This is a genomic window from Streptomyces sp. NPDC058665, assembly GCF_042714995.1.
Taxonomy (GTDB): Bacteria; Actinomycetota; Actinomycetes; order Streptomycetales; family Streptomycetaceae; genus Streptomyces.
Window position 1 is genome coordinate 13457 of the sequence record NZ_JBHXRX010000025.1, and the last position, 20536, is coordinate 33992.

Here is a 20536-nt window from a genome sequence, read left to right on the forward strand (position 1 = left end):
GGGGGAGAGGGCGCCGGGGTCCGGCCGGGGTGCGATGCGGCCCCGGCCGGACACCGAACTGGTCGGTCCCGTCTGTCCGTTCAGGTCTCCGGTCAGGAAGGCTGACCGTTGGCGCCGCACTTGATGATCGGGCGGATGCAGTCACGTACGCGCCGCTCCATCTCCGCCACGGGCCAGACGTTGAAGAAGTCGCCGTGCATCGTGTAGCCGCGGCCCGACGCGAGCGAGAAGCGGGCCGGATCGCCGTTGACCGGATACCTCAGCACCTGCCGCAGCTTCGGCACCGGCACCGGGTGGGTCGACGGGCAGGCGCCCGCCACCGGGTACGACATATGGCTCTTGTGGTCCGCCGAGTCGAGGTCACGGCCGTTCCAGCACTGCGGGAAGTCCAGATACGACTCCAGCATCGCGCCGGCGGGGCAGTTGACGAAGTCGGTCGACGGGTTGACCTCGCCGTGGTGCAGACACGACCAGCGCGCCCGCGTGTCGTCGTTGGGGCCGGTCGCCTTGGCGTTGCCCGCCACGATCCGCAGTCCGTACGGCAGCGGCTGCGTCTGGGCGATGATGTCGTCGCGTACGCCTTCACCCAGGTAGTAGAAGGTGGTGCCGGTCGGCTCCACCTCCTTCGTGCCGTCGTACAGGGTCGGTACCCAGTACGACGAGAGGTCCTCCTGCGGCGAGCAGGTGGTGCGCCCGTTCGCCAGGCTGTTGACGTCGGAACGGCCGTTGGTCGTGTCGTTGCCGAAGAAGCTGTGCATGTGCGAGGCACCGGGCAGCCCGGGGAACACGATCGGGTCGTCCGGGAGGCGGTGGCTGTACGGGCACTCGGCGAGGAATTCCGACACCCGGACGACGGCGGCGCCCTTGGTGTCGGACCCGGTGCTCGCGCTGCTCATGTTGGCCTGGAGCAACGAGGCGGTGAGCGCGACGAGGGCCAGGGCGACGACGCGTCGGCGCCAGGACGCCAGCCGTCCGGTACGGGTGGGGGAGGAGACGCGGGCGGAGATGCGGAAGGGTCTGTGGAGCACGGCACTCCAATCGGAGGAATTGGGGAGTTCCTTGGATGTGTCAGAGAGCGCTCTCTGGCCGTGAAGGTAAGAGCGAGTCGAAGGGGTGTCAATAGATGCGGCAAGGCCGGTCAAGTAGCGGCAAACCAAGGGGAGTTGGTGGTGATCGAAGTTGGAGAGCGCTCTCTTGTGCGACCCGCCCGAGATGGGGGATATGGGCCGCTGCCGGACGCGCCGGCCGTGCCGGACCGACTTACGGACCGACTTACGGTGCGGCTGCCTCAAGCGCGTCCACGCTGCCCGACATGATCGTGCGCAGGTGGGCGGTGATGTGGTCGAGAGGCCAGTCCCACCAGGCGATCGTCAGCAGCCGGTCGACGTCCGCGTCGTCGTGACGGCGGCGGATGAGCCTGGCCGGATTGCCGCCGACGATGCCGTAGTCCGGTACGTCGTCCACGACGACCGCCCCCGAGGCGATCACCGCTCCATGGCCGATCCGGACACCCGGCATCACCATGCTGCGGTAGCCGAACCACACGTCGTTGCCCACCACCGTGTCACCCCGGCCGGGCAGTCCGGTGATGAGATCGAAGTGCTCGCTCCACGAACCGCCCATGATCGGGAAGGGGAACGTCGAAGGGCCGTCCATACGGTGGTTGGCGCCGTTCATGATGAACCGCACCCCCTCGCCCAGCGCGCAGTACTTCCCGATGACCAGCTTCTCCGGCCCGTAGTGGTACAGCACGTTCCGCGTCTCGAACGCCGTCGGCTCGTCCGGGTCGTCGTAGTACGAGAAGTCCCCGACCTCGATCAACTCGGAGGTGATCAGCGGTTTCAGCAGCACCACCCGCGACTGTCCGGGCATCGGGTGGAGCACGGTCGGATCGGCGGGGCGGCCGGGTGCGGAGGGCATGAAAGGAATGTAGTTGAGGAGAGTTCAGGGACCGCCCTGTTCCGTGCGGATGCCAGCCATCTAAGGTGTGCGGCGAGCACGGGACTGACGGGTCGAAGGATCGGCCCGCAGACGGGGGAGGACAGCGCGCCATGGCGGCAACGAAACAACGCAGGCTGCGGTCGAGCACGGTGGTGCTCGGCGGCATGGGGATACTCGCACTGACGATAACGTCCTGCGGCTCGGAACCGGACCGGCGCTGCGCCGACCGGAACACCTATGAGGAACTGTCCAAGTCCGACTGCGACAGCAACGGCAACGGCTCGTACTACTACGGCGGCAAGAGCACCAAGGGCCGTGTCCACGACGGCAGTTTCGACAAGTCGGCGGTCGACCGGGGCGGCTTCGGCTGCTCGGGCACCGGCGGCGGCTGAGCGGGCGTCGGCCGCGCCATGATGGAACGCCGGACCATGGAGCCGCGCCCCGGCTGGCAGCAGACCGTCGAGGAGCAGGGTCTCGTCTATCCGCTCACCCGCTACCCGGACGACTCCCTGCGTCCGTACTGGGACGAGAGCGCCTACTACGTCTTCTCCCTCCCCGAGGTCGAGGCCCTCGAAGTCGTGGTCGAGGAGCTGCACGCGATGTGCCTCGCCGCCGCCGGGCACATCGTCGAACACGACCGCTTCGCCGATCTCGGGATCACCGACCCCCGAGTGGCCGCGCTGGTCGCCGAGTCCTGGCACCGCAGGGACGAACTGCCCTCCATCTACGGCCGGTTCGACCTCCGCTACGACGGCACAGGACCGGCCAAGATGCTGGAGTACAACGCCGACACCCCCACCTCCCTGGTCGAGGCCGCCAGCCCCCAGTGGTTCTGGATGGAGGAACGCTTCCCCGGCGCCGACCAGTGGAACTCCCTCCACGAACGGCTCGTCGAGGCCTGGCGCCGCCAGGCCCATCTCCTTCCCCCCGGCCCCCTGCACTTCGCCCACTCCGACGGCGACGAGCTGGGCGAGGACCTGATGACCGTCGCCTATCTCCGCGAGACGGCCCAGCAGGCCGGCCTCGACACCGAGGCGCTGTCCGTCGAACAGATCGGCTGGGACAAGCTGACCGGCCGTTTCGTCGACGAGCGGCTGCGGTTCATCCGCAGCTGCTTCAAGCTGTATCCGTGGGAGTGGCTGACCACGGACCGCTTCGGCCCCCAGGTCATCGACACGCTCGACAACGGCGGCGGCACCGGCAGCACCTGCTGGATAGAGCCCGCCTGGAAGATGCTGCTCTCCAACAAGGCGCTGCTGGCCATCCTTTGGGACCTCTACCCGGACCACCCGAATCTGCTGCCCGCCTATCTCGACGGACCGCGTGAACTCGCCCTCGACGGAGGCTATGTCTCCAAGCCCCTGCTCGGCCGCGAGGGTGCCGGAGTCACCGTCCACGAGCCGGGCCAGGCCCCGGTCGTACGCCAAGAGGCCTGCTGCTACCAGGCGTTGGCGCCACTGCCCGACTTCGACGGCAACCGCGTCGTACTCGGCGCCTGGGTCGTCGAGAACGAGGCGGCGGGCCTGGGCATCCGCGAATCGTCGGGCCTGATCACGGACGAGTACGCGCGCTTCCTCCCGCACGTCATCCTCTGAGGCGTGTCCGGGCGATCTCTCTCCGAGCCCTGCGAAGATCGCCCGGACAGACCCTAGCGAGTCAGGACCGCCCGCAGCTGGTCCAGGCCCCAGTCCAGGTCCTCCTTGCTGATCACCAGCGGCGGGGCGATCCGGATCGTCGACCCGTGGGTGTCCTTCACCAGCACCCCCCGGTCCATCAGCTTCTCGGAGATCTCCCGGCCCGTGCCGTACGACGGAGCGATGTCCACGCCCGCCCAGAGCCCCCGGCCGCGCACCCGCTCCACCGCGCCGCCGGTCGTCATCAGCCCCAGCTCATGGTGGAGATGATCACCAAGCTCCGCCGCCCGCTGCTGGTACTCACCGGAGCGGAGCATCGCGATCACCTCAAGGCCCACCGCACACGCCAGCGGATTCCCGCCGAACGTCGAGCCGTGCTCCCCGGGCCGGAACACCCCGAGGATCTCGGCCGACGACACCACGGCCGACACCGGCACGACCCCGCCGCCGAGCGCCTTGCCCAGCACATACATGTCGGGCACCACCCCCTCGTGCTCGGAGGCGAAGGTCTTTCCGGTCCGGCCCAGACCGGACTGGATCTCGTCGGCGATGAACAGCACATTCCGGGCCCGGGTCAGCTCCCGTACCCCCGCGAGATAGCCAGGCGGCGGCACCAGCACCCCCGCCTCGCCCTGGATCGGCTCCAGCAGGACGGCGACGGTGTTGTCCGTCATGGCGGCGTCGAGCGCGGCGAGATCCCCGTAGGGAACGATCTCGAAGCCCGGCGTGTAGGGTCCGTAGTCCGCGCGGGCCTCCTCGTCGGTGGAGAAGCTGATGATCGTGGTCGTACGCCCGTGGAAGTTGTCCGCCGCGACGATGATCTTGGCGGTTCCGTCGGGCACCCCCTTCCTCCGGTAGCCCCACTTGCGGGCCGTCTTCACGGCGGTCTCCACCGCCTCCGCGCCCGTGTTCATCGGCAGCACCATCTCCATGCCGCACAGCTCGGCGAGCTGGGTGCAGAAGTCGGCGAACCGGTCGTGGTGGAACGCCCGTGAGGTGAGCGTCACCCGCTCCAGCTGGGCCTTGGCGGCGTCGATCAGGCGTCGGTTGCCATGGCCGAAATTGAGCGCCGAGTAGCCGGCGAGCATGTCGAGGAAGCGGCGTCCCTCGACGTCGGTCATCCATGCGCCGTCCGCCGAGGCGACGACGACGGGCAGCGGGTGGTAGTTGTGCGCGCTGTGCGCCTCCGCAGAGGCGATGGCACTCTCCGTTGTCGCCACGGGTTCTCCGTTCGGTCGGGACAAGCCATCCGGTCGGGGCGGGGGTGATGCCCCTGTTTCTATGGTCACTCGCCAGTGTGGACGAAGAAACCTTGCCCCCGGCGTGGCCTGGGAGACAACCCCAGGAGCGGGGCCGGTCGGATCACGCGTCCGGGGGCCGTGCCACCTCCCGTGTGATCACGCCTTTGACACACCGCTCACCGGAGATCCGTTCCCGACCTGACGGCGCCACCTGAGAGAATGTTCAGCATGGCCACTCGTCCTCGCGCGCTCTCCGGTATCCAGCCCACCGCAGGCTCGTTCCATCTCGGGAACTACCTCGGTGCGATCAGGCAGTATGTGGCGCTGCAAGAAACCCACGACGCGTTCTACATGGTCGTGGACCTGCACGCGATCACCATGCCGCAGGAACCCGCCGACCTGCGCTCCAACACCAGGCTCGCCGCCGCGCAGCTCCTCGCCGCGGGTCTCGACCCCCAGCGCTGCACCCTGTTCATCCAGAGCCATGTGCCCGAACACGCCCAGCTCGGCTGGGTGATGAACTGTCTGACGGGCTTCGGCGAGGCCTCCCGGATGACGCAGTTCAAGGACAAGTCGGCGAAGCAGGGCGCCGACCGCGCGACCGTCGGACTCTTCACCTATCCGATCCTCCAGGTCGCCGACATCCTCCTCTACCAGGCGGACTCGGTCCCCGTCGGCGAGGACCAGCGCCAGCACGTCGAGCTGACACGTGACCTCGCCGAGCGGTTCAACAGCCGCTTCGGGAGTACGTTCACGATCCCGAAGCCGCACATCGTCAAGGAGGTCGCGAAGATCTACGACCTCCAGGACCCGTCGATCAAGATGAGCAAGTCCGCGTCCACGCCGAAGGGCCTGGTCAACCTGCTCGACGACCCCAAGGCCACGGCGAAGAAGATCAAGAGCGCCGTCACCGACACGGGCACCGAGATCCGTTTCGACGCCCAGGCCAAGCCGGGCATCAGCAACCTCCTCACGATCTACTCCACCCTCACGGGCGCGGGCATCGCGGATCTTGAGCAGCGGTACGAGGGCAAGGGATACGGCGCCCTGAAGGTGGACCTGGCCGATGTCATGGTCGACTTCGTCACACCGTTCCGGAGCCGTACCCAGGAATATCTGGACGATCCCGAGACGCTGGACTCGATCCTGGCCGCCGGCGCGGAGAAGGCCCGCGCGGTCGCCGCGGAGACCCTCGCCCAGGCGTACGACCGGATCGGCTTCCTGCCCGCCAAGCACTGAAACCCTCCGGGGCGGGCGGGCCGGGACCGGTCCGCCCGCCCCGGTCGGCCGCCCGGCCCCTTACCGCATCCGGGCCGCCCGCGTACTGCTGACCAAGGACCCTGGCCAGCCGGGCGGTACGAGCGTCACACTGACGCAGGGACGGAATCGGCCACGCCGCACCGCCGCACCGGGCAGGACACACGCAGCACGCACCACTCGCACACAAGGACTGAGGAGAACGACGTGGGGACCGTAACGCTCGGCGTTTCGATCGCGGTCCCGGAGCCGTACGGCAGCCTGCTCCAGGAGCGCCGCGCGGGCTTCGGCGATCCCGCCGCGCACGGCATTCCCACCCACGTCACGCTCCTGCCGCCGACCGAGGTCGACGCCGCGACGCTGCCCACCATCGAGGCCCACCTCGCCTCGGTCGCCACGGCGGGCCGCCCCTTCCCGATGCGGCTCTACGGCACGGGCACCTTCCGCCCGCTGTCGCCGGTGGTCTTCGTCCAGGTCGTCGAGGGTGCCGCGGCGTGCACCTGGCTCCAGAAGCGGGTCAGGGACGCGTCGGGGCCGCTGGTGCGGGAGCTCCAGTTCCCGTACCACCCCCATGTGACCGTGGCGCACGGCATCTCCGAGGAGGCGATGGACCGGGCGTACGAGGAGCTGGCCGACTACACCGCCCGCTGGAGCTGCGCGTCCTTCGGGCTCTACGAGCAGGGCGCCGACGGCGTGTGGCGCATGCTGCATGAGTACGCCTTCGGGGGCGGTACGGAGATCTCGGGAGTGCCCTCGCAGAGCACCCCCGTCGATCTGCCCGCGACCTCGTCCCTGCGGCAGTAGCCGGCGCCCTCCTGAAGAAGGCCGTCAGACCGGCAGCCGCCGGAAGAGCGACCTCGGCAGATGCCTCACCAGCGACATCGCCACCCTCAGCGCCCCCGGCACCCACACCGTCTCCGAGCGCCGCCGCAGCCCCAGCTCCACGGCCACAGCGACCGCCTCCGGGGTCGTGGCCAGCGGCGTCTCCTCCCGCCCCGCCGTCGTCCTCGTCCGTACGAAGCCGGGCCGCACGACCATCACGTGCACCCCGGTGCCGTACATCGCGTCCCCGAGCCCCTGCGCGAACGCGTCCAGGCCCGCCTTGCTCGACCCGTAGATGAAATTGGCGCGCCGCGCCCGCTCACCGGCCACCGACGACAGCACCACCAGCGAACCGTGCCCCTGCGTCTGCATCGCCGCCGCGCACACCAGACCGGCCGAGACCGCCCCCGTGTAGTTGGTCTGCGCGACCCTGACGGCGGAGGCCGGATCCGCCTCGTCGTGCGCCTGGTCGCCGAGTACGCCGAAGGCGAGCAGCGTCATGTCGATGTCGCCCTCCGCGAAGACCTTGCCCAGCACCTCGGCGTGCGAGGCCGGGTCGAGCGCGTCGAAGTCGACGGTGCGGACGTCCGCGCCCTGGGCGCGGAGATGGCCGGCGGCGGCGTCGAGCGCGGCCGAGGCGCGGCCGGCCAGCCAGACCGTACGCGTACGGCGCGCGATCAGCCGGCGCGCCGTGGCCAGCGCGATCTCGGACGTCCCGCCGAGGACGAGCAGGGACTGCGGAATGCCGAAGGCGTCCTTCATGGTGCGGTGCTCCTTGCAGCGAGGGTGCGGGGCGAGGGCCACGGACGGATCAGTGGGGTCGGAGGGCCGGCTGGATTCGGGGGTCCGGGGCGTCAGATCGAGAGCCGGCGGGAGAGATCGGAGACGAAGACCGCGCGCGGGTCGAGTTCGGCCCGCAGCGCCCGGAACTCGTCCAGCCGCGGATACATCGCGGCCAGCAGTTCGGGCCGCAGCCGCGAGTCCTTCGCGAGGCAGACCCGGCCCCCGGCGGCGGCGACGTCCTCGTCCAGCTCGTCGAGGAAGGGCCCAAGACCGGTCCGGTCGGCGGGGACGTCCAGCGAGAGGGTCCAGCCGGCCATGGGGAAGGAGAGCCAGCCGGGATCGCCCGCGCCGAACCGCTTGAGTACGGCGAGCGGGGCGGGACAGCCGCGCCGGACGATGCGCCGCACGATCCGGATCAGCGCCTCCTCCTGGCCGTGTCCGACGACGAACTGGTACCGGACGAAGCCGCCGCGTCCGTACAGACGGTTCCAATGGGGGACCCCGTCCAGTGGGTGGAAGAAGGCCGAGATGCGCTGGAGTTCACCGGTCCGCGCGCGCCCCGCCCCGCGGTACCAGAGCTCGTTGAAGAGCCCGGCCGTCGTCCGCCCCAGCAGCCCCTGGGCTACGTAGGAGGGCGCGCCGGGCAGCTGTCCGGGCCGGAAGGCGAGCGGCTGTCTGCGGGCCCGCGCCGCCGCCCCACGGCTGCCCCACTCGCCCCAGCCACCCCAGCCGCCCAGGCCGCCGCGTCCCCGCGCGGCATGCGCGGACAGCGCGTCAAGTGTCGTGTGTTCGCCGTGCGTGAGGACCGAGCGTCCCAAGGAGGAGCCGCCGGCGAGCAGATCGATCCAGGCGACCGAGTAGCGGTGGTGCCGGCCGGACGTGGTGAGACGGTCCATCAGATCGTCGAGGTCCGTGGCGCGTTCGGTGTCGACGGACATCAGGGAGGTCTCGACGGGGTGCAGCCGGAACGTCGCGCTGAGGATCACTCCCGTCAGCCCCATACCGCCCGCCGTCGCGTCGAACAGGGGCGTGCCGGGGACGACCGTCGTCACGTCGCCGTCGGCGGTGAGCAGGTCCAGGGAGAGCACGTGGCGGGAGAACGCGCCCGACACCTGGTGGTTCCTGCCGTGGACGTCGGAGCCGATCGCCCCGCCGACCGTGACATGGCGGGTCCCGGGCGTCACCGGCACGAACCAGCCCAGCGGCAGCAGCACTTCCATCAGCCGGTGCAGACTGATCCCCGCCTCGCACTCGACGATCCCGGCCTCGGCGTCGACGGACAGGACGCGGTCCAGGGCGGTCATGTCGATGAGGGAGCCGCCCGCGTTCTGCGCCGCGTCGCCGTACGCGCGGCCGAGACCGCGCGGGATGCCGCCGCGCGTACCGCAGTCGCGTACGGCGCGGGCCGCCTCCTCATAAGAACGCGGCCGTACGAGACGGGCGGCGGCCGTGGGGGCGGTACGGCCCCAGCCGGTGACAGGGTCGGCGATCTCGGCAGGCATGGTCGAGACGGTATCGCCCTAAACGTCATTCTTTGCGTTGTAAGCCGTATTTGCCGCTGTACTCGTATGAATGGGTGGTTGGGTGGGTGTCGGTGAACGATGACGTGAGGACCGGCTTTCGGGGTACCTGACCGTTGGTTCTCCGATCCGAGGGCAGGTCTCCGTCATGGACTGGCTGAAAAAACTCCCCGTCGTCGGCCCCCTCGTGGCCAGGCTGATGCTGACCCACGCCTGGCGTTCCTTCGAGACCCTCGAACGCACCCACTGGACCAGGCTCGCGGCGGCGATCACCTTCATCAGCTTCCTGGCGCTCTTCCCGCTGATCACCGTCGGCGCGGCGATCGGGGCCGCGCTGCTGAGCACGGACGAGCTCGACCGTCTCAAGCACAACATCACCGAGCAGGTACCCGGTATCTCCGACCAGCTGGACATCAACTCACTGGTCCAGAACGCGGGCACGGTGGGGCTGGTGGCAGGCGCCCTGCTGCTGTTCACCGGCGTCAGCTGGGTCGGCCAGGTGCGGGGGTGTCTGCGCGCCGTCTGGGAGCTGGACGACGTGAACGAGGGCAACCCCTTCCTGCAGAAGGGCAAGGACGCGATCATCCTCGTCGGCCTCGGTGTCACCGGTCTCGTCTCGATCGGCGCGTCGGCCCTCGGCTCCACGGCCGTCAGCTGGACCGCCCATCAGCTCGGCATCAAGGAGGACGGCGTGGGCGATGTCCTGCTCCAGATCGCGGCGATCGCGCTCGCCGCCGCCGCGGCCTTCCTGATCCTGGTGTACGTACTGACGCTGATGCCCGGCGTACGGCCGCCGCGGCGCCGGCTGATCGTCGCCGCCGTCATCGGCGCGCTCGGCTTCGAAGCGCTCAAGCTGCTGCTGGGCGGCTATGTGCGGGACGTCGCGGGCAAGAGCATGTACGGCGCGTTCGGGGTGCCCGTCGCGCTGCTGCTGTGGATCAACTTCACGGCGAAGCTGACGCTGTTCTGCGCGGCCTGGACGGCGACACCGAGCCACCCGGGCGGGGACGAGCAGCCGGCGGAACCGGCGGACGGGGCGGCGGACGCGCCGAGTGCGGGCGGCCCCCCGCCGCCCGGCGCGACGCGTATACGGCGGTGGACTAGCGACCCGGCAGGCGCTTGACCAGGTCCGGCAGCGGCCAGCGGCGGTTGACCAGGAACACGGCCGCCGCCAGCAGCAGCAGCGCGCCGCCCGCGATGGCCACCGCGATCCCCATGCCGCTGGACCCCGACGCGGAAGCCTTGTCGCCGAGCCCGGCCTGGTCCGTACCGCCGCTGCCCCCGGCCTTGTCCTTGTCGCCCGAGTCGTCCCCGACGGCCTCCTTGTCGGAGCCGCCGTCGGCCGGTCCGGGCTTCACCAGCTCGCCGATCGGCTCGACCTTCCCGGCGGCGGTGAAGCCCCAGTCCAGCAGCCTGGCGGTCTCCTGGTAGACCGCAAGACCCTCCTCCTCGGACGGGTTCATGACCGTCACCAGCAGGACCCTGCCGTCGCGCTCGGCGACACCGGTGAAGGTCGAGCCCGCGTTGGTGGTGTTGCCGTTCTTGACCCCGGCGATCCCCTTGTACGGGTCGAGGCCGGAGTCCCCGGTCAGCAGCCGGTTGGTGTTCTGGATCTCGAACGTCTCCCGCTTCGGGGCCTTCTTGCCCTTCTTCGGCTTCTTCTCCTCGCCCGGGAACTGCACCCGGACCGTCGACGAGTACTCCCGGAAGTCCTTCTTCTGCAGCCCGGAGCGGGCGATCAGGGTGAGGTCGTACGCGCTGGAGACCTGCCCCTTCTCGTCGTAACCGTCCGGCGAGACGACATTCGTGTCGAGCGCCTTCAGCTCGGCCGCGTGCTTGTTCATGTCGGCGACCGTCTTGCCGACGCCGCCGTTCATGTGGGACAGCACGTGCACCGCGTCGTTGCCCGAGCGCAGGAAGACACCCATCCACAGGTCATGGACGGTGTACGTGCTGTTCTCCTTCACGCCGACCAGGCTGCTGCCCTCGCCGATGCCGGCCAGGTCCTCGGGCGTCACCTTGCGGGACTCGGTCTTCGGCAGTACGGGCAGAACCGTGTCCGCGAACAGCATCTTGAGCGTCGACGCGGGCGGCAGCCGCCAGTGCGCGTTGTGCGAGGCGAGGACGTCGCCGCTCTCGGCGTCCGCGACGATCCAGGACCTGCCGGTCAGCTTCTTCGGCAGCACGGGCACGCCGGGGGCGAGATTCACCTGGGTGCCGGGTTTGCCGAGGAGAGTGCCGCCGACCGTCGACATCGCCGCCGGCGGCTTCGGCTGCTTGTCCTCGGACTTCTCCGTGTTCGCGTCGTTCGCGTCGTCCGCCAGAACGGGCGCGGCGGTCAGAACGGGCAGCAACGCGGCGGCAAGGACCGTCAAGGCGGTCTTTCTCAGTGCGGACACGGTCGAAAACGTACATGGCCTGACGGGTGATCCGAACACCGGCGGGCGGACCGGCCGCCTCCACCGCTGGGACAGAGCACTTTCCGGCCACCCGCGTGGCACCGTTTCGGCGGCCTCGCCGCCCTCCCGGCCGGGCCGCCCCCGGCGAAGCGGTGGGGAGGGCTCCGGCGATACTGGATCCATGAAGCTCAGCCGCCCCGTGTCCTGGTTCCTGCTCGCCTTCGGGGTGTGGAGTTGGTTCATCTGGATCACTTTCGTCAAAAATCTGTGGCAGGACGGCAGCGGACTCGCCTTCGACGACGCCGGTGACCCCACGGGTTACTTCTGGGTGCATCTGCTGCTCGCCATCACGTCCTTTCTTCTGGGGACGGGGGTGGGGGCGGTGGGGTTCCGTGGAGTCCGCGCCTGGCGTGGCGAGTTGAGGAACGAACGCGGTGACGAGCACGTAGTACAGAGACAGCGACAGGGATAAAAGGGGAATCGGCTCGTGATCGTGGTGGTAGTCCTGATGGCGCTTGTCGCTGTCACATTGGTGGCGGGCGCGCATTACTACATATGGCGGCGCCTGGTCCGCGACACGACGGCCGCGGGGGGTACGGCCCGCAAGGTCGGCACCGCCGTGCTGGTTCTGCTGCCGGTCCTGACCGTCGCCGGTGTGGGGCTGGGCCGGGGCGAGGCGCTGCCGTTCTCCCTGAAGCAGATCCTCGGCTGGCCCGCGTACATGTGGCTGGCGACGCTGATGTATCTGCTGCTGGCGCTGCTGGTGGGCGAAGCCGTACGGCCGCTGCTGAGGCGGGTGCTCGACCGCAGGGCCGCAGCCGCGGGGGGTACGGCGACGGCCACCGCGCCGGTGACCGCGACCGCGCCCGCCGAGGAGCCGGTGACCGTGGGCGCGGGCGCCGGGACGGGCACCCCGGCCGGCCTGGGTACCGACACCACCGACACCGCTCCGGCCGCTCCGGCCGCCGATCCCTCCCGGCGGCTCTTCGTCTCCCGCGTCGTCGGCGGCGCCGCTGCCGCCGCGGCGCTCGCCACGGTCGGGTACGGCACGGCGAACGTACTGCGCGGCCCCACCGTCAAGCGCGTCACCGTCCCGCTCGCGAAGCTGCCGCGCGCCGCGCACGGCTACCGGATCGCCGTCGTCAGCGACATCCACCTCAGCCCGCTGCTGGGCCGGGCGCACGCGCAGCGTGTCGTGGACACCATCAACTCCACCAACCCCGACCTCATCACGATCGTCGGTGACCTGGTCGACGGGACCGTCGCCGACCTGGGCTCGGCGGCCGAGCCGCTGGCCCAGCTGACGGCGCGGCACGGGTCGTACTTCGTCACCGGCAACCACGAGTACTTCGGCGACGCGGGCGAATGGGTCGACCACGTACGCGAGTTGGGCGTGCACCCGCTGGAGAACGCCCGCGTGGAGATCGCCGGATTCGATCTGGCGGGCGTCAACGACATCGCGGGCGAGGAGGAGGGCGAGGGCCCGGACTTCAAGAAGGCGCTCGGCGGACGCGACCCGGCGCGCGCGTCGGTGCTCCTCGCGCACCAGCCCGTCGTCATCCACGACGCGGTGAAGCACGGCGTCGACCTGCAACTGTCGGGCCACACGCACGGCGGCCAGATGTGGCCGGCGACGTACATCGCCCAGGCCGCCAACCCGACCCTGGCGGGTCTTGAACAGTACGGCGACACCTCGCTCTACGTGACACGCGGTGCGGGCGCGTGGGGCCCGCCGGTACGGGTGGGCGCCCCCTCGGACGTCACGGTCGTCCAACTGGCCTCCCGCCAGGCCTAGACCACCCGGCGGCCCCGCACCTCATCTCGGCAGCGTCACCGTCACCGCAAGGCCCGTTCCCGGGGACGTGCGGATCGAGACCTCGCCGCCGTGGGAGCGCACCACCGCGTGGACGATCGACATGCCGAGGCCGCTGCCCGCGCCGCCGCCGCCCGCGCGGAAGAAGCGGTCGAATATCCGGTCCGCGTCCTCGGGGGCCATCCCCGGGCCGTCGTCGGAGACGCACAGCCGCACCACGCCCTCGTCCGAGCGGCCCAGTTCCACCCGGACGGGGGCTTCGGGCGGTGTGTGGGTGCGGATGTTCGCCAGCAGGTTGCCGATGACCTGCCGCAGCCCGGACTCGTCCGCCTGGACCAGCACCGAGCCCGCCGCCGCCACGTCGAGCGGCCGGTCGGGCTGCTGCGCCCGCAGGTCGTCCGCAGCGTCGCGGACCAGCCGGCTCAGATCCACCGGGCGCAGCCGCAGCACCGGTCGCTGGTCCAGCCTCGCCAGGGTGAGCAGTTCGTCGACGAGCCGGCCCATCCGGTCGGCCTCGCCGGTCATCCGGGCGAGCGCGCGGGTGCGTTCCGCCGGTTCGGCAAGCATGCCCTTCTCGTACAGCTGGAGGTAGCCGCGGATCGCGGACAGCGGCGTACGCAGCTCGTGCGACGCGTCCGCGACGAACCGCCGCAGCTGCGTCTCGCTGCGCTCGCGCGTCACGTACGCCGACTCGACCTGCTGGAGCATGGCGTTGAGCGCGAGCCGGAGCTGCTCGATCTCGGTGACCGGGTCGCGCCGGCCCGGGACCCGGCGGGTCAGGTCGCCCTCGGCGATGGCCGTCGCCGTCTCGACCATGTCCCCGAGCGGCCGCAGCGTACGGTTCGCGCCCATCAGCGTGATCAGGGCGAGCAGCACCAGCAGAAGACCGCCGATCGCGGTGTCGAACTTCAGCGCCAGAAAGAGGCTCTCCCGCACCGCCTTCGTGGACGTCGACATCAGCACGGTCGAACCGTCGCTGAGACGGGCTCCCACCACCCGGTACGGCTCGCCGTCCACCATCACTTCGCGGACCCCGGCCTCGCGGCTCAGCGCCGTCGGATCGCTGACCGCCCGCGCCAGTTGGCGCTGCCGCCCGGTCACCTCGATCCCGGCGAAGTTGATCGGCCGGCGCTCCGCGTCGATGAGGACGAAGAGCGAGTCGGGGGCCGGCAGCATGCCCGTGCCCCGCCGGCCCGGGGATATGTTCTCCACTATCGTCGCGAGCGAGCTCAGCGACTCGATCTGACTGACCGTCAACTCCGTACGTTCCAACCCGTTTCGCGACATGGTCAGTTCGGAGTCGATGGCCTGGAGCAGATAGTGCCGCAGACCGAAGAGACTGACCGCCGTCGCTATCGTGATGCCCAGAGCGAGCAGCACCACATTGATCAGCGTCAGCTTCGTACGCAGCGAATGCGTACGGCCGGTCCGGGCCGTCCCGCCAAGCCCCGTCACGACGCACCCGGGCTCGCGAGACCGTAGCCCACCCCGCGTCTCGTCATGATCAACGGCGGCCCGTACCGGTCGAGTTTGCGCCGCAGATAGCTGATGTAGGTCTCCACCACCGTGGACTCCGCCGCGTGCTCGTACCGCCACACATGCCGCAGCAACTGCTCCTTGGTCACCACCGCACCCGCGTTGCGCACCAGGAACTTCAGCAGCGCGTACTCGGTCGGGGTCAGATCCACCGCGCGCCCCGCCCTGCGCACCGTGTACGTCGCCTCGTCCAGCTCCAGATCGCCGTACCGCAGCGGCGGCCGTACCGCGATCCGGTCCCCGGGCAGAGTCCTGCGCAGCACCGCGCGGACCCGGGCGACCACCTCGTCCACGTTGAACGGCTTGGTGATGTAGTCGTCGCCGAGCGACAGCCCGCCGACGATCTCCGCGGGCGCGTCCCGCGCGGTGAGGAAGACGACCGCCATCTCCGGGCGGGAGAGCCGGAGTTGGCGGGCGATGTCGCGGCCGTCGCCGTCCGGGAGCATCACGTCGAGCAGCGCCACGTCGGGGCGCGTGCGCCGTACGGCCTCCGCCGCCTCGCGTACCGAGCCCGCCACCACCACCTCGAACCTGTGGTAGCGCAGCGCGATGGTCAGGACGTCGGCGATGCTCGGCTCGTCCTCGACGAGCAGCACGGTGGCCGCCGGGTCCGGCGAGCCACCGTCCGGCGAACCGCCGTCTCTTGTGCCACCGTCCGCCGCGCCGGCATCCGTCTGGGCTGGATCCGTCATGGCACCAGTATCCGTACGCCGCCCGCGCCGATCGCCGGGCGCCGTCTTGGAGTTCCTTGAGAGTCGGGCCGCCGACCCCGCCCCCGCCCGTGCCGCCCCCCGATTCTGGAGCTGTCCGAAGCGGCCGGCCATCAGCGGGAGGAACAGATCGTGGAGGCATGGGCACGGTGGTGCTACCGGCGCAAGCTGCTGGTCCTGGCGCTGTGGGTGTCGGCCCTGGCCGGTCTCGGCGTGGCCGGGACCGCCGCGGGCGGCGACTACGCCAACGCGTTCGGCATCCCCGGCACCGACTCGTCCCGCGCGTACGACCGGATGGCCGAGGTCTTCCCGGAGAGCGCGGGTGACACGGTCAACGTCGTGTGGCGCGTCGACTCGGGGGCCGTCGGGATGAGTTCCGTACGGGACCGGCTCGAACCCGCGCTCGACCGCATCGGCTCCCTGCCCGGCGTCGGCGATGTCGCGGGGCCGTACGGTCCCGGACCCGGCGGCGCCGCGCGGATCAGCGAGGACGGCCGGACCGCGTACGCGCAGGTGACCTTCGCCCAACAGGCCGACGCCGTACCGAAAGAGCTCGTCCAGGACGTCGTGGACACCGCGCGGGGCGCCGAGCGCGCCGGGCTCCGGGTCGAGCTCGGCGGGCAGGCCATCACCCGTATCTCCGCACCGCCCACCGGTATCGCCGAGGTGGTCGGCATCCTCGCCGCGGGCGTCGTCCTCTTCCTGGCCTTCGGCTCGCTCTTCTCGATGCTGCTGCCGATCACCGTCGCGATCTTCGGCGTCGGCACGGGCCTCATGTCGACGCTGCTCCTGAGCCATGCCGTCGACGTGCCCGAAGTGGCCTCGCTGCTCGGCTCGTTGATCGGCCTCGGGGTCGGCATCGACTACGCGCTGTTCATCGTCACCCGGCACCGCAGAGCCCTGCTCGGCGGCAGATCACCCGAGGAATCGGCCGTCCAGGCGCTCAACACGGCGGGCCGCGCGGTGCTCTTCGCGGGCGGCACCGTCTGTGTCGCACTCGCCGGCATGCTCGTGACGCGGATGAGCTTCCTCGAAGGCGTCGTCGTCGCCACGTCGTTGACCGTCGTCCTCAGCGTGCTGGCCGCGATCACCCTGCTGCCCGCGCTCCTCTCACTCCTGGGCGAGCGGGTGCTGAGCCCCCGTCAGCGGCGCAGGCTCGCCGACGAGGGACCCGCGCCCGCCGAGGCGAAGGGCGCGGCGGCCCGCTGGTCGGCCGCCGTACAGGAACGCCCCAGGGCCGTCGCGGCGGTCGCGGTCGTCCTGATGGCCGCGCTGGCGATCCCGGTCCTGTCCCTGCGGCTCGGCGCGACCGACCAGGGCAACCATCCCGAGGACCGCACCACCCGGCAGGCGTACGACCTGCTCGCCGACGGCTTCGGCCCCGGCTTCAACGGACCGCTCCAACTCGCTGCGGAGACAGGCGCACTCGGCGCCCCCGGCGACCCGGACGTGAAAGCCGCCGTGGACGCGCTGGTCGAACGGGTCGCCGCCGACGACGGCGTGGCGATGGCCGCCGCCATGCCTCTCCCGGCCGGCTCGGAGGTCCCCGTGACCGTCGTCCAGGTCGTCCCCACCACCTCGCCGCAGGACGTGCGGACGGACCAGCTGATCGACCGGCTGCGCGACGACGTCATCCCCGGCTCCGGCATGGAGGTCCATGTCGGGGGAGTGACCGCCGTGTTCAAGGACTTCTCCTCGGTCACCGCCGACCGGATGCCCCTGTTCATCGCCACGATCATCGGCCTCGGCTTTCTCCTGCTGCTCCTCGCCTTCCGCTCCGTGGTGGTGCCTCTGACGGCCGCCGTCATGAACCTGGTCGCCGCCGCCGCGTCCTTCGGGGTGCTGGTCGCGATCTTCCAGTGGGGCTGGGGTGCCGAGCTGCTCGGCTTCGGCAGGGAGGGCCCGATCACCGCGTTCCTGCCGGTGATCATGCTGTCGATGCTCTTCGGGCTCTCGATGGACTACCAGGTCTTCCTCGTCAGCCGTATGCACGAGGAGTGGGTGCACACGAAGGACAACGCCCGCGCGGTACGGGTCGGGCTCGCCGAGACCAGCCGTGTCATCAACTCGGCCGCGCTCATCATGATCTGCGTCTTCGGCGCGTTCGTACTGAGCGGGGACACCGAGGGGGCCGTGGCCGGCGTCGGGCTGGCCGCCGCCGTCGCGCTGGACGCGTTCGTCCTGCGTACGGCGCTGGTCCCGGCGGCGATGCACCTGCTCGGAAAGGCCAACTGGTGGCTGCCGGGCCGGCTGGAGGAGCGGTTGCCGCACCTGGCGGTGGAGGCCCCGGAAGCCCCCGAGGCGGCCCGGCGTACGACGGCCGAGGACCCCGGCACGGGCACGGAGAAGGCAGTGGTCTCCGGCGGCACCACCGTCGTACACGGCTTCGTCCTCGACGACGAGGGCATGCCCGTCGCCGACGCCGTACTGACCCTTCTCTCGCCCGCGGGCAGGCAGCTCGACCGCGTGGCGACCCTCGCCGACGGCGGGTACATCCTCAGCGTCCCGGCCGGCGGCTCGTACTTGCTCGCCGTGACCTCCGACCTGCACGAACCGTGGACCCGGCACATCCTGGTCGGCGCCGAGCCGCTGATCCACGACCTGACGCTCAGTCCTTCGCCGGCCGCGTCACCATCGCACCCGGCATGAACTCCAGCAGCAGTTCGTGGAGTTGACGTACGACGGGACGCAGCAGCCGGTACCGGGAGAGCGCTATCACCCGCGCGAGGACCGGCGTGGCACGCACGACCAGACGGCGGCTGCGCCCGGTGCCCTCCGTACGGTCGTACACCCAGTACAGGACCAGACCCATCTGCGTCAGCCACAGCAGATGCGGCAGCTGCTCCGCCAACTGGGGGTCGATCCGGGCCGACGAGCCGGCGAGCACCCGCTCGTGGATGGCGACGGCGGCCTCGCGGGCCGGGGCCGAATCTGGCGAGAAGGGGCTGAGCGGGCTGTCGGGGTCGGCGGCGTTCTTGAAGAACTGCGCGGCGAAGCGGTGGTACGGCTCCGCGATGTCCAGCCAGGTCAGCAGGACCCGCGTCAGGCGGACGGCCAGATCCGTCTCGTCCGCGAGGACCGGCCTGACGGCCGCCTCGTGCTCGGCGGCTATGCGGTCGTAGAAGCCCTGGACGAGATGTTCTTTGGAGGAGAAGTAGTAATACGCGTTCCCGACGGAGACACCGGCCTCCTGGGCGATGGACCGCATGGTCGTCCGGTCGTAGCCCTTCTCCTCGAAGAGGCGCAGCGCGGTTCCGAGGATGAGTGTGCGGGTCTGCTCGCTCCGGGAAGCCTTGATGTCGTCTCTGTCCTTCGGTCCGTCGGGGCCCGTCGCCGCCTCGCGCCGGGCGGGCCTGAACGGTGGAGCCACACCGCACCACCCGTCGCAACATGATGCCGTCCGCCGTCTCTTCGGGAAGAGTCGGGCCCATGATGCGCGCGGAGGATGTGCTGGCCGTCCTGGATCTGCTCGACCGGGCCGGCGTCGAGGTCTGGCTCGACGGCGGCTGGGGCGTCGACGCCCTCCTGTGCGAGCAGACCCGTCCCCACGAGGACCTGGACATCGTCGTACGCGCCGAGAGCCTGGCCCACCACGAACGGACGATGCGCGACCACGGCTTCAGGCTGCTGCGCGAGGACGGGCCGTACAGCCAGGTGCTGGTGGACGACACCGGCCGAACGGTCGACGTCCGCGCGGTGGACCTGGGCGCCACCCGGACGGACGAGCACGGCGCCCTGGTGCACGGGGCAGGCGGGCTGCCCTTTCCGGTCGGCTCGCTGACCGGTAGCGGCCGGGTCCGGGGCCGCCGGGTCGGCTGCGGCACGGCGGAGTACCAGATCGTCTCGCACAGCGGATACGCGCTCCGAGAGGACGACGAGCGGGACGTGCTGGCCCTGCACCACCGCTTCGGCGTCCCGCTGGCCGGGCGGGTGCGTGCGTGGCACGAGGCGGAGGGGTGGGGCGTGCTGGACGCAGCCAACCTCCGCGAGGACGTGTGGGCGCACTTCTCCGCCGTCGCCGGTGAGGACTACACCGAGCCGACGGTGGGTCAGGCCGTCACCTTCTCCGTGGAGGAGTCGGAGCGGGACGGCTACCGCCGGCGCGCGGTCACGGTCTGGCCGGAAGGCACGCCACGCGAAGGTGCGGCACCGGGACGCACCGCCCCCGAAGGCACGGCCCCCGGCGGCGCCGCGCCCTCCACCGTCACATCGTGCTGAGCGAACGGGCGTAGCTGATCTGCCCCATGACGATCTGGAAGCTGTCCGGACCGGTCGCGGGCAGCATCGTCGAGTGGTGCTTGCCGCCGCTGGTCACCGTGACCTGGATGAACCCGGTGGTCTTCTTCTCCTTCATCAGGAGGAAGAGCAGACCGAGCAGACAGAAGAGGAAGAAGATGACCGCCAGGATGATGGCGTGCGTCGGGATCTTCTCCTCCGTCCGCGACATGTCGGTCGCGTTCCACACCGCGCCGCGCAGCGGCAGCGTGCCGGACGGCGTGACGATGCCGTCGTTCATGACGGTGATGTCCCCGATCGACACCAGCGGCTGGCCGCCCCCGGACGTGGGAACGAGCTGTCCGCCGGCCAGCGTCGGGTCGTACGCCGGGCTGCCCTGACCGGGATAGCCGTACCCCGGCGCCGGGTTGGGATAGCCGTAGCCGGGCTGGGTGGGGCCCCATCCATAGGCCCCGTCCCCGTCCGGATTCGGGTTCGGATTCGGCTGGCTCATGTCTCCCCGCTTCCCCTGCTGCTGCTTGGTCCAGGGCCCCCGTTCGGGGCATCCCTGGCTGAATCCTGGCACAGAAAGGGCCCGCACCGTACGGGCCGTTACGGCTTTGTACGGAAACGGGCCCTCACCGCGCGTGCGGGCGCCGGGCGTT

General features: G+C 70.5%; 19 protein-coding genes. 9 read left to right on the plus strand and 10 right to left on the minus strand.

What is annotated here, in order from left to right; genetic code table 11:
• Positions 1–92: 92 nt before the first annotated feature.
• Positions 93–896: a DUF1996 domain-containing protein gene (locus tag ACFWV8_RS18165; protein ID WP_329392293.1), complete on the minus strand. Its 804-nt coding sequence runs from the start codon at positions 894–896 to the stop codon at positions 93–95.
• A 376-nt stretch (positions 897–1272) separates the two neighbouring features.
• Positions 1273–1920 (minus strand): CatB-related O-acetyltransferase, encoded by a 648-nt coding sequence (locus ACFWV8_RS18170; RefSeq protein ID WP_384202755.1) that lies wholly within the window; start codon positions 1918–1920, stop codon positions 1273–1275.
• Between the two features lie 131 nt (positions 1921–2051).
• Here ACFWV8_RS18170 and ACFWV8_RS18175 point away from each other — a divergent pair, with 131 nt between their 5' ends.
• Together ACFWV8_RS18175 and ACFWV8_RS18180 are read left to right on the plus strand one after the other, a co-directional pair.
• Positions 2052–2333 carry a hypothetical protein gene (locus ACFWV8_RS18175; protein ID WP_384202758.1) on the plus strand — a complete coding sequence of 94 codons (282 nt, stop codon included), beginning with the start codon at positions 2052–2054 and terminating at the stop codon, positions 2331–2333.
• 21 nt (positions 2334–2354) lie between these two features.
• Complete coding sequence (locus ACFWV8_RS18180; protein ID WP_384202987.1) at positions 2355–3536, plus strand: glutathionylspermidine synthase family protein; 1182 nt, start codon at positions 2355–2357, stop codon at positions 3534–3536.
• 53 nt (positions 3537–3589) lie between these two features.
• On the opposite strand, the gene rocD is transcribed toward ACFWV8_RS18180, so the two are convergent.
• Positions 3590–4795: an ornithine--oxo-acid transaminase gene (rocD, locus tag ACFWV8_RS18185; protein WP_384202760.1), complete on the minus strand. Its 1206-nt coding sequence runs from the start codon at positions 4793–4795 to the stop codon at positions 3590–3592.
• A 240-nt stretch (positions 4796–5035) separates the two neighbouring features.
• On the opposite strand from rocD, the gene trpS reads away from it, so the two are divergent.
• Together trpS and ACFWV8_RS18195 are read left to right on the plus strand one after the other, a co-directional pair.
• Complete coding sequence (gene trpS / locus ACFWV8_RS18190) at positions 5036–6055, plus strand: tryptophan--tRNA ligase (RefSeq protein WP_384202763.1); 1020 nt, start codon at positions 5036–5038, stop codon at positions 6053–6055.
• 225 nt (positions 6056–6280) lie between these two features.
• A complete protein-coding gene (locus tag ACFWV8_RS18195; protein WP_384202766.1) occupies positions 6281–6877 on the plus strand; it encodes a 2'-5' RNA ligase family protein in 597 nt (198 codons plus the stop codon).
• Between the two features lie 24 nt (positions 6878–6901).
• On the opposite strand, the gene ACFWV8_RS18200 is transcribed toward ACFWV8_RS18195, so the two are convergent.
• Together ACFWV8_RS18200 and ACFWV8_RS18205 are read right to left on the minus strand one after the other, a co-directional pair.
• Positions 6902–7657, minus strand: a complete 756-nt coding sequence (locus ACFWV8_RS18200; protein WP_384202769.1) for a decaprenylphospho-beta-D-erythro-pentofuranosid-2-ulose 2-reductase — start codon at positions 7655–7657, stop codon at positions 6902–6904.
• Between the two features lie 92 nt (positions 7658–7749).
• Entirely contained in the window at positions 7750–9180 is a 1431-nt protein-coding gene (locus tag ACFWV8_RS18205; protein WP_384202772.1) for an FAD-binding protein, read from the minus strand.
• Between the two features lie 166 nt (positions 9181–9346).
• Here ACFWV8_RS18205 and ACFWV8_RS18210 point away from each other — a divergent pair, with 166 nt between their 5' ends.
• Entirely contained in the window at positions 9347–10321 is a 975-nt protein-coding gene (locus ACFWV8_RS18210; RefSeq protein WP_384202775.1) for a YihY/virulence factor BrkB family protein, read from the plus strand.
• Here ACFWV8_RS18210 and ACFWV8_RS18215 read toward each other — a convergent pair.
• Positions 10299–11597 carry a D-alanyl-D-alanine carboxypeptidase family protein gene (locus tag ACFWV8_RS18215; protein ID WP_384202778.1) on the minus strand — a complete coding sequence of 433 codons (1299 nt, stop codon included), beginning with the start codon at positions 11595–11597 and terminating at the stop codon, positions 10299–10301. The genes ACFWV8_RS18210 and ACFWV8_RS18215 overlap by 23 nt on opposite strands.
• 181 nt (positions 11598–11778) lie before the next feature.
• Here ACFWV8_RS18215 and ACFWV8_RS18220 point away from each other — a divergent pair, with 181 nt between their 5' ends.
• Positions 11779–12069 (plus strand): SCO4848 family membrane protein, encoded by a 291-nt coding sequence (locus ACFWV8_RS18220; protein WP_189107532.1) that lies wholly within the window; start codon positions 11779–11781, stop codon positions 12067–12069.
• A gap of 21 nt (positions 12070–12090) precedes the next feature.
• Positions 12091–13392, plus strand: coding sequence for a metallophosphoesterase (locus ACFWV8_RS18225; protein WP_384202990.1), 1302 nt, complete (start codon positions 12091–12093; stop codon positions 13390–13392).
• Between the two features lie 21 nt (positions 13393–13413).
• Here the strand turns inward: ACFWV8_RS18225 and ACFWV8_RS18230 are convergent, their stop codons facing one another.
• Together ACFWV8_RS18230 and ACFWV8_RS18235 are read right to left on the minus strand one after the other, a co-directional pair.
• Positions 13414–14865, minus strand: coding sequence for a sensor histidine kinase (locus ACFWV8_RS18230; RefSeq protein ID WP_384202781.1), 1452 nt, complete (start codon positions 14863–14865; stop codon positions 13414–13416).
• Positions 14862–15542 (minus strand): response regulator transcription factor, encoded by a 681-nt coding sequence (locus ACFWV8_RS18235; RefSeq protein WP_384202993.1) that lies wholly within the window; start codon positions 15540–15542, stop codon positions 14862–14864. Before ACFWV8_RS18235 ends, ACFWV8_RS18230 begins: the two co-directional genes overlap by 4 nt.
• 246 nt (positions 15543–15788) lie before the next feature.
• Between ACFWV8_RS18235 and ACFWV8_RS18240 the strand changes: the two genes are divergently transcribed.
• Positions 15789–18305, plus strand: a complete 2517-nt coding sequence (locus ACFWV8_RS18240) for an MMPL family transporter (protein ID WP_384202784.1) — start codon at positions 15789–15791, stop codon at positions 18303–18305.
• Here the strand turns inward: ACFWV8_RS18240 and ACFWV8_RS18245 are convergent.
• Positions 18265–18954: a TetR/AcrR family transcriptional regulator gene (locus tag ACFWV8_RS18245; RefSeq protein ID WP_384202996.1), complete on the minus strand. Its 690-nt coding sequence runs from the start codon at positions 18952–18954 to the stop codon at positions 18265–18267. The genes ACFWV8_RS18240 and ACFWV8_RS18245 overlap by 41 nt on opposite strands.
• 131 nt (positions 18955–19085) lie before the next feature.
• Between ACFWV8_RS18245 and ACFWV8_RS18250 the strand changes: the two genes are divergently transcribed.
• The gene (locus tag ACFWV8_RS18250) at positions 19086–19874 is read left to right on the plus strand and encodes a nucleotidyltransferase domain-containing protein (RefSeq protein ID WP_384202787.1); all 789 of its coding nucleotides are present in this window, start codon (positions 19086–19088) and stop codon (positions 19872–19874) included.
• Here ACFWV8_RS18250 and ACFWV8_RS18255 read toward each other — a convergent pair.
• The gene (locus ACFWV8_RS18255; RefSeq protein ID WP_384202790.1) at positions 19861–20385 is read right to left on the minus strand and encodes a hypothetical protein; all 525 of its coding nucleotides are present in this window, start codon (positions 20383–20385) and stop codon (positions 19861–19863) included. The two genes, ACFWV8_RS18250 and ACFWV8_RS18255, sit on opposite strands and share 14 nt — an antisense overlap.
• Between the last annotated feature and the right edge of the window lie 151 nt (positions 20386–20536).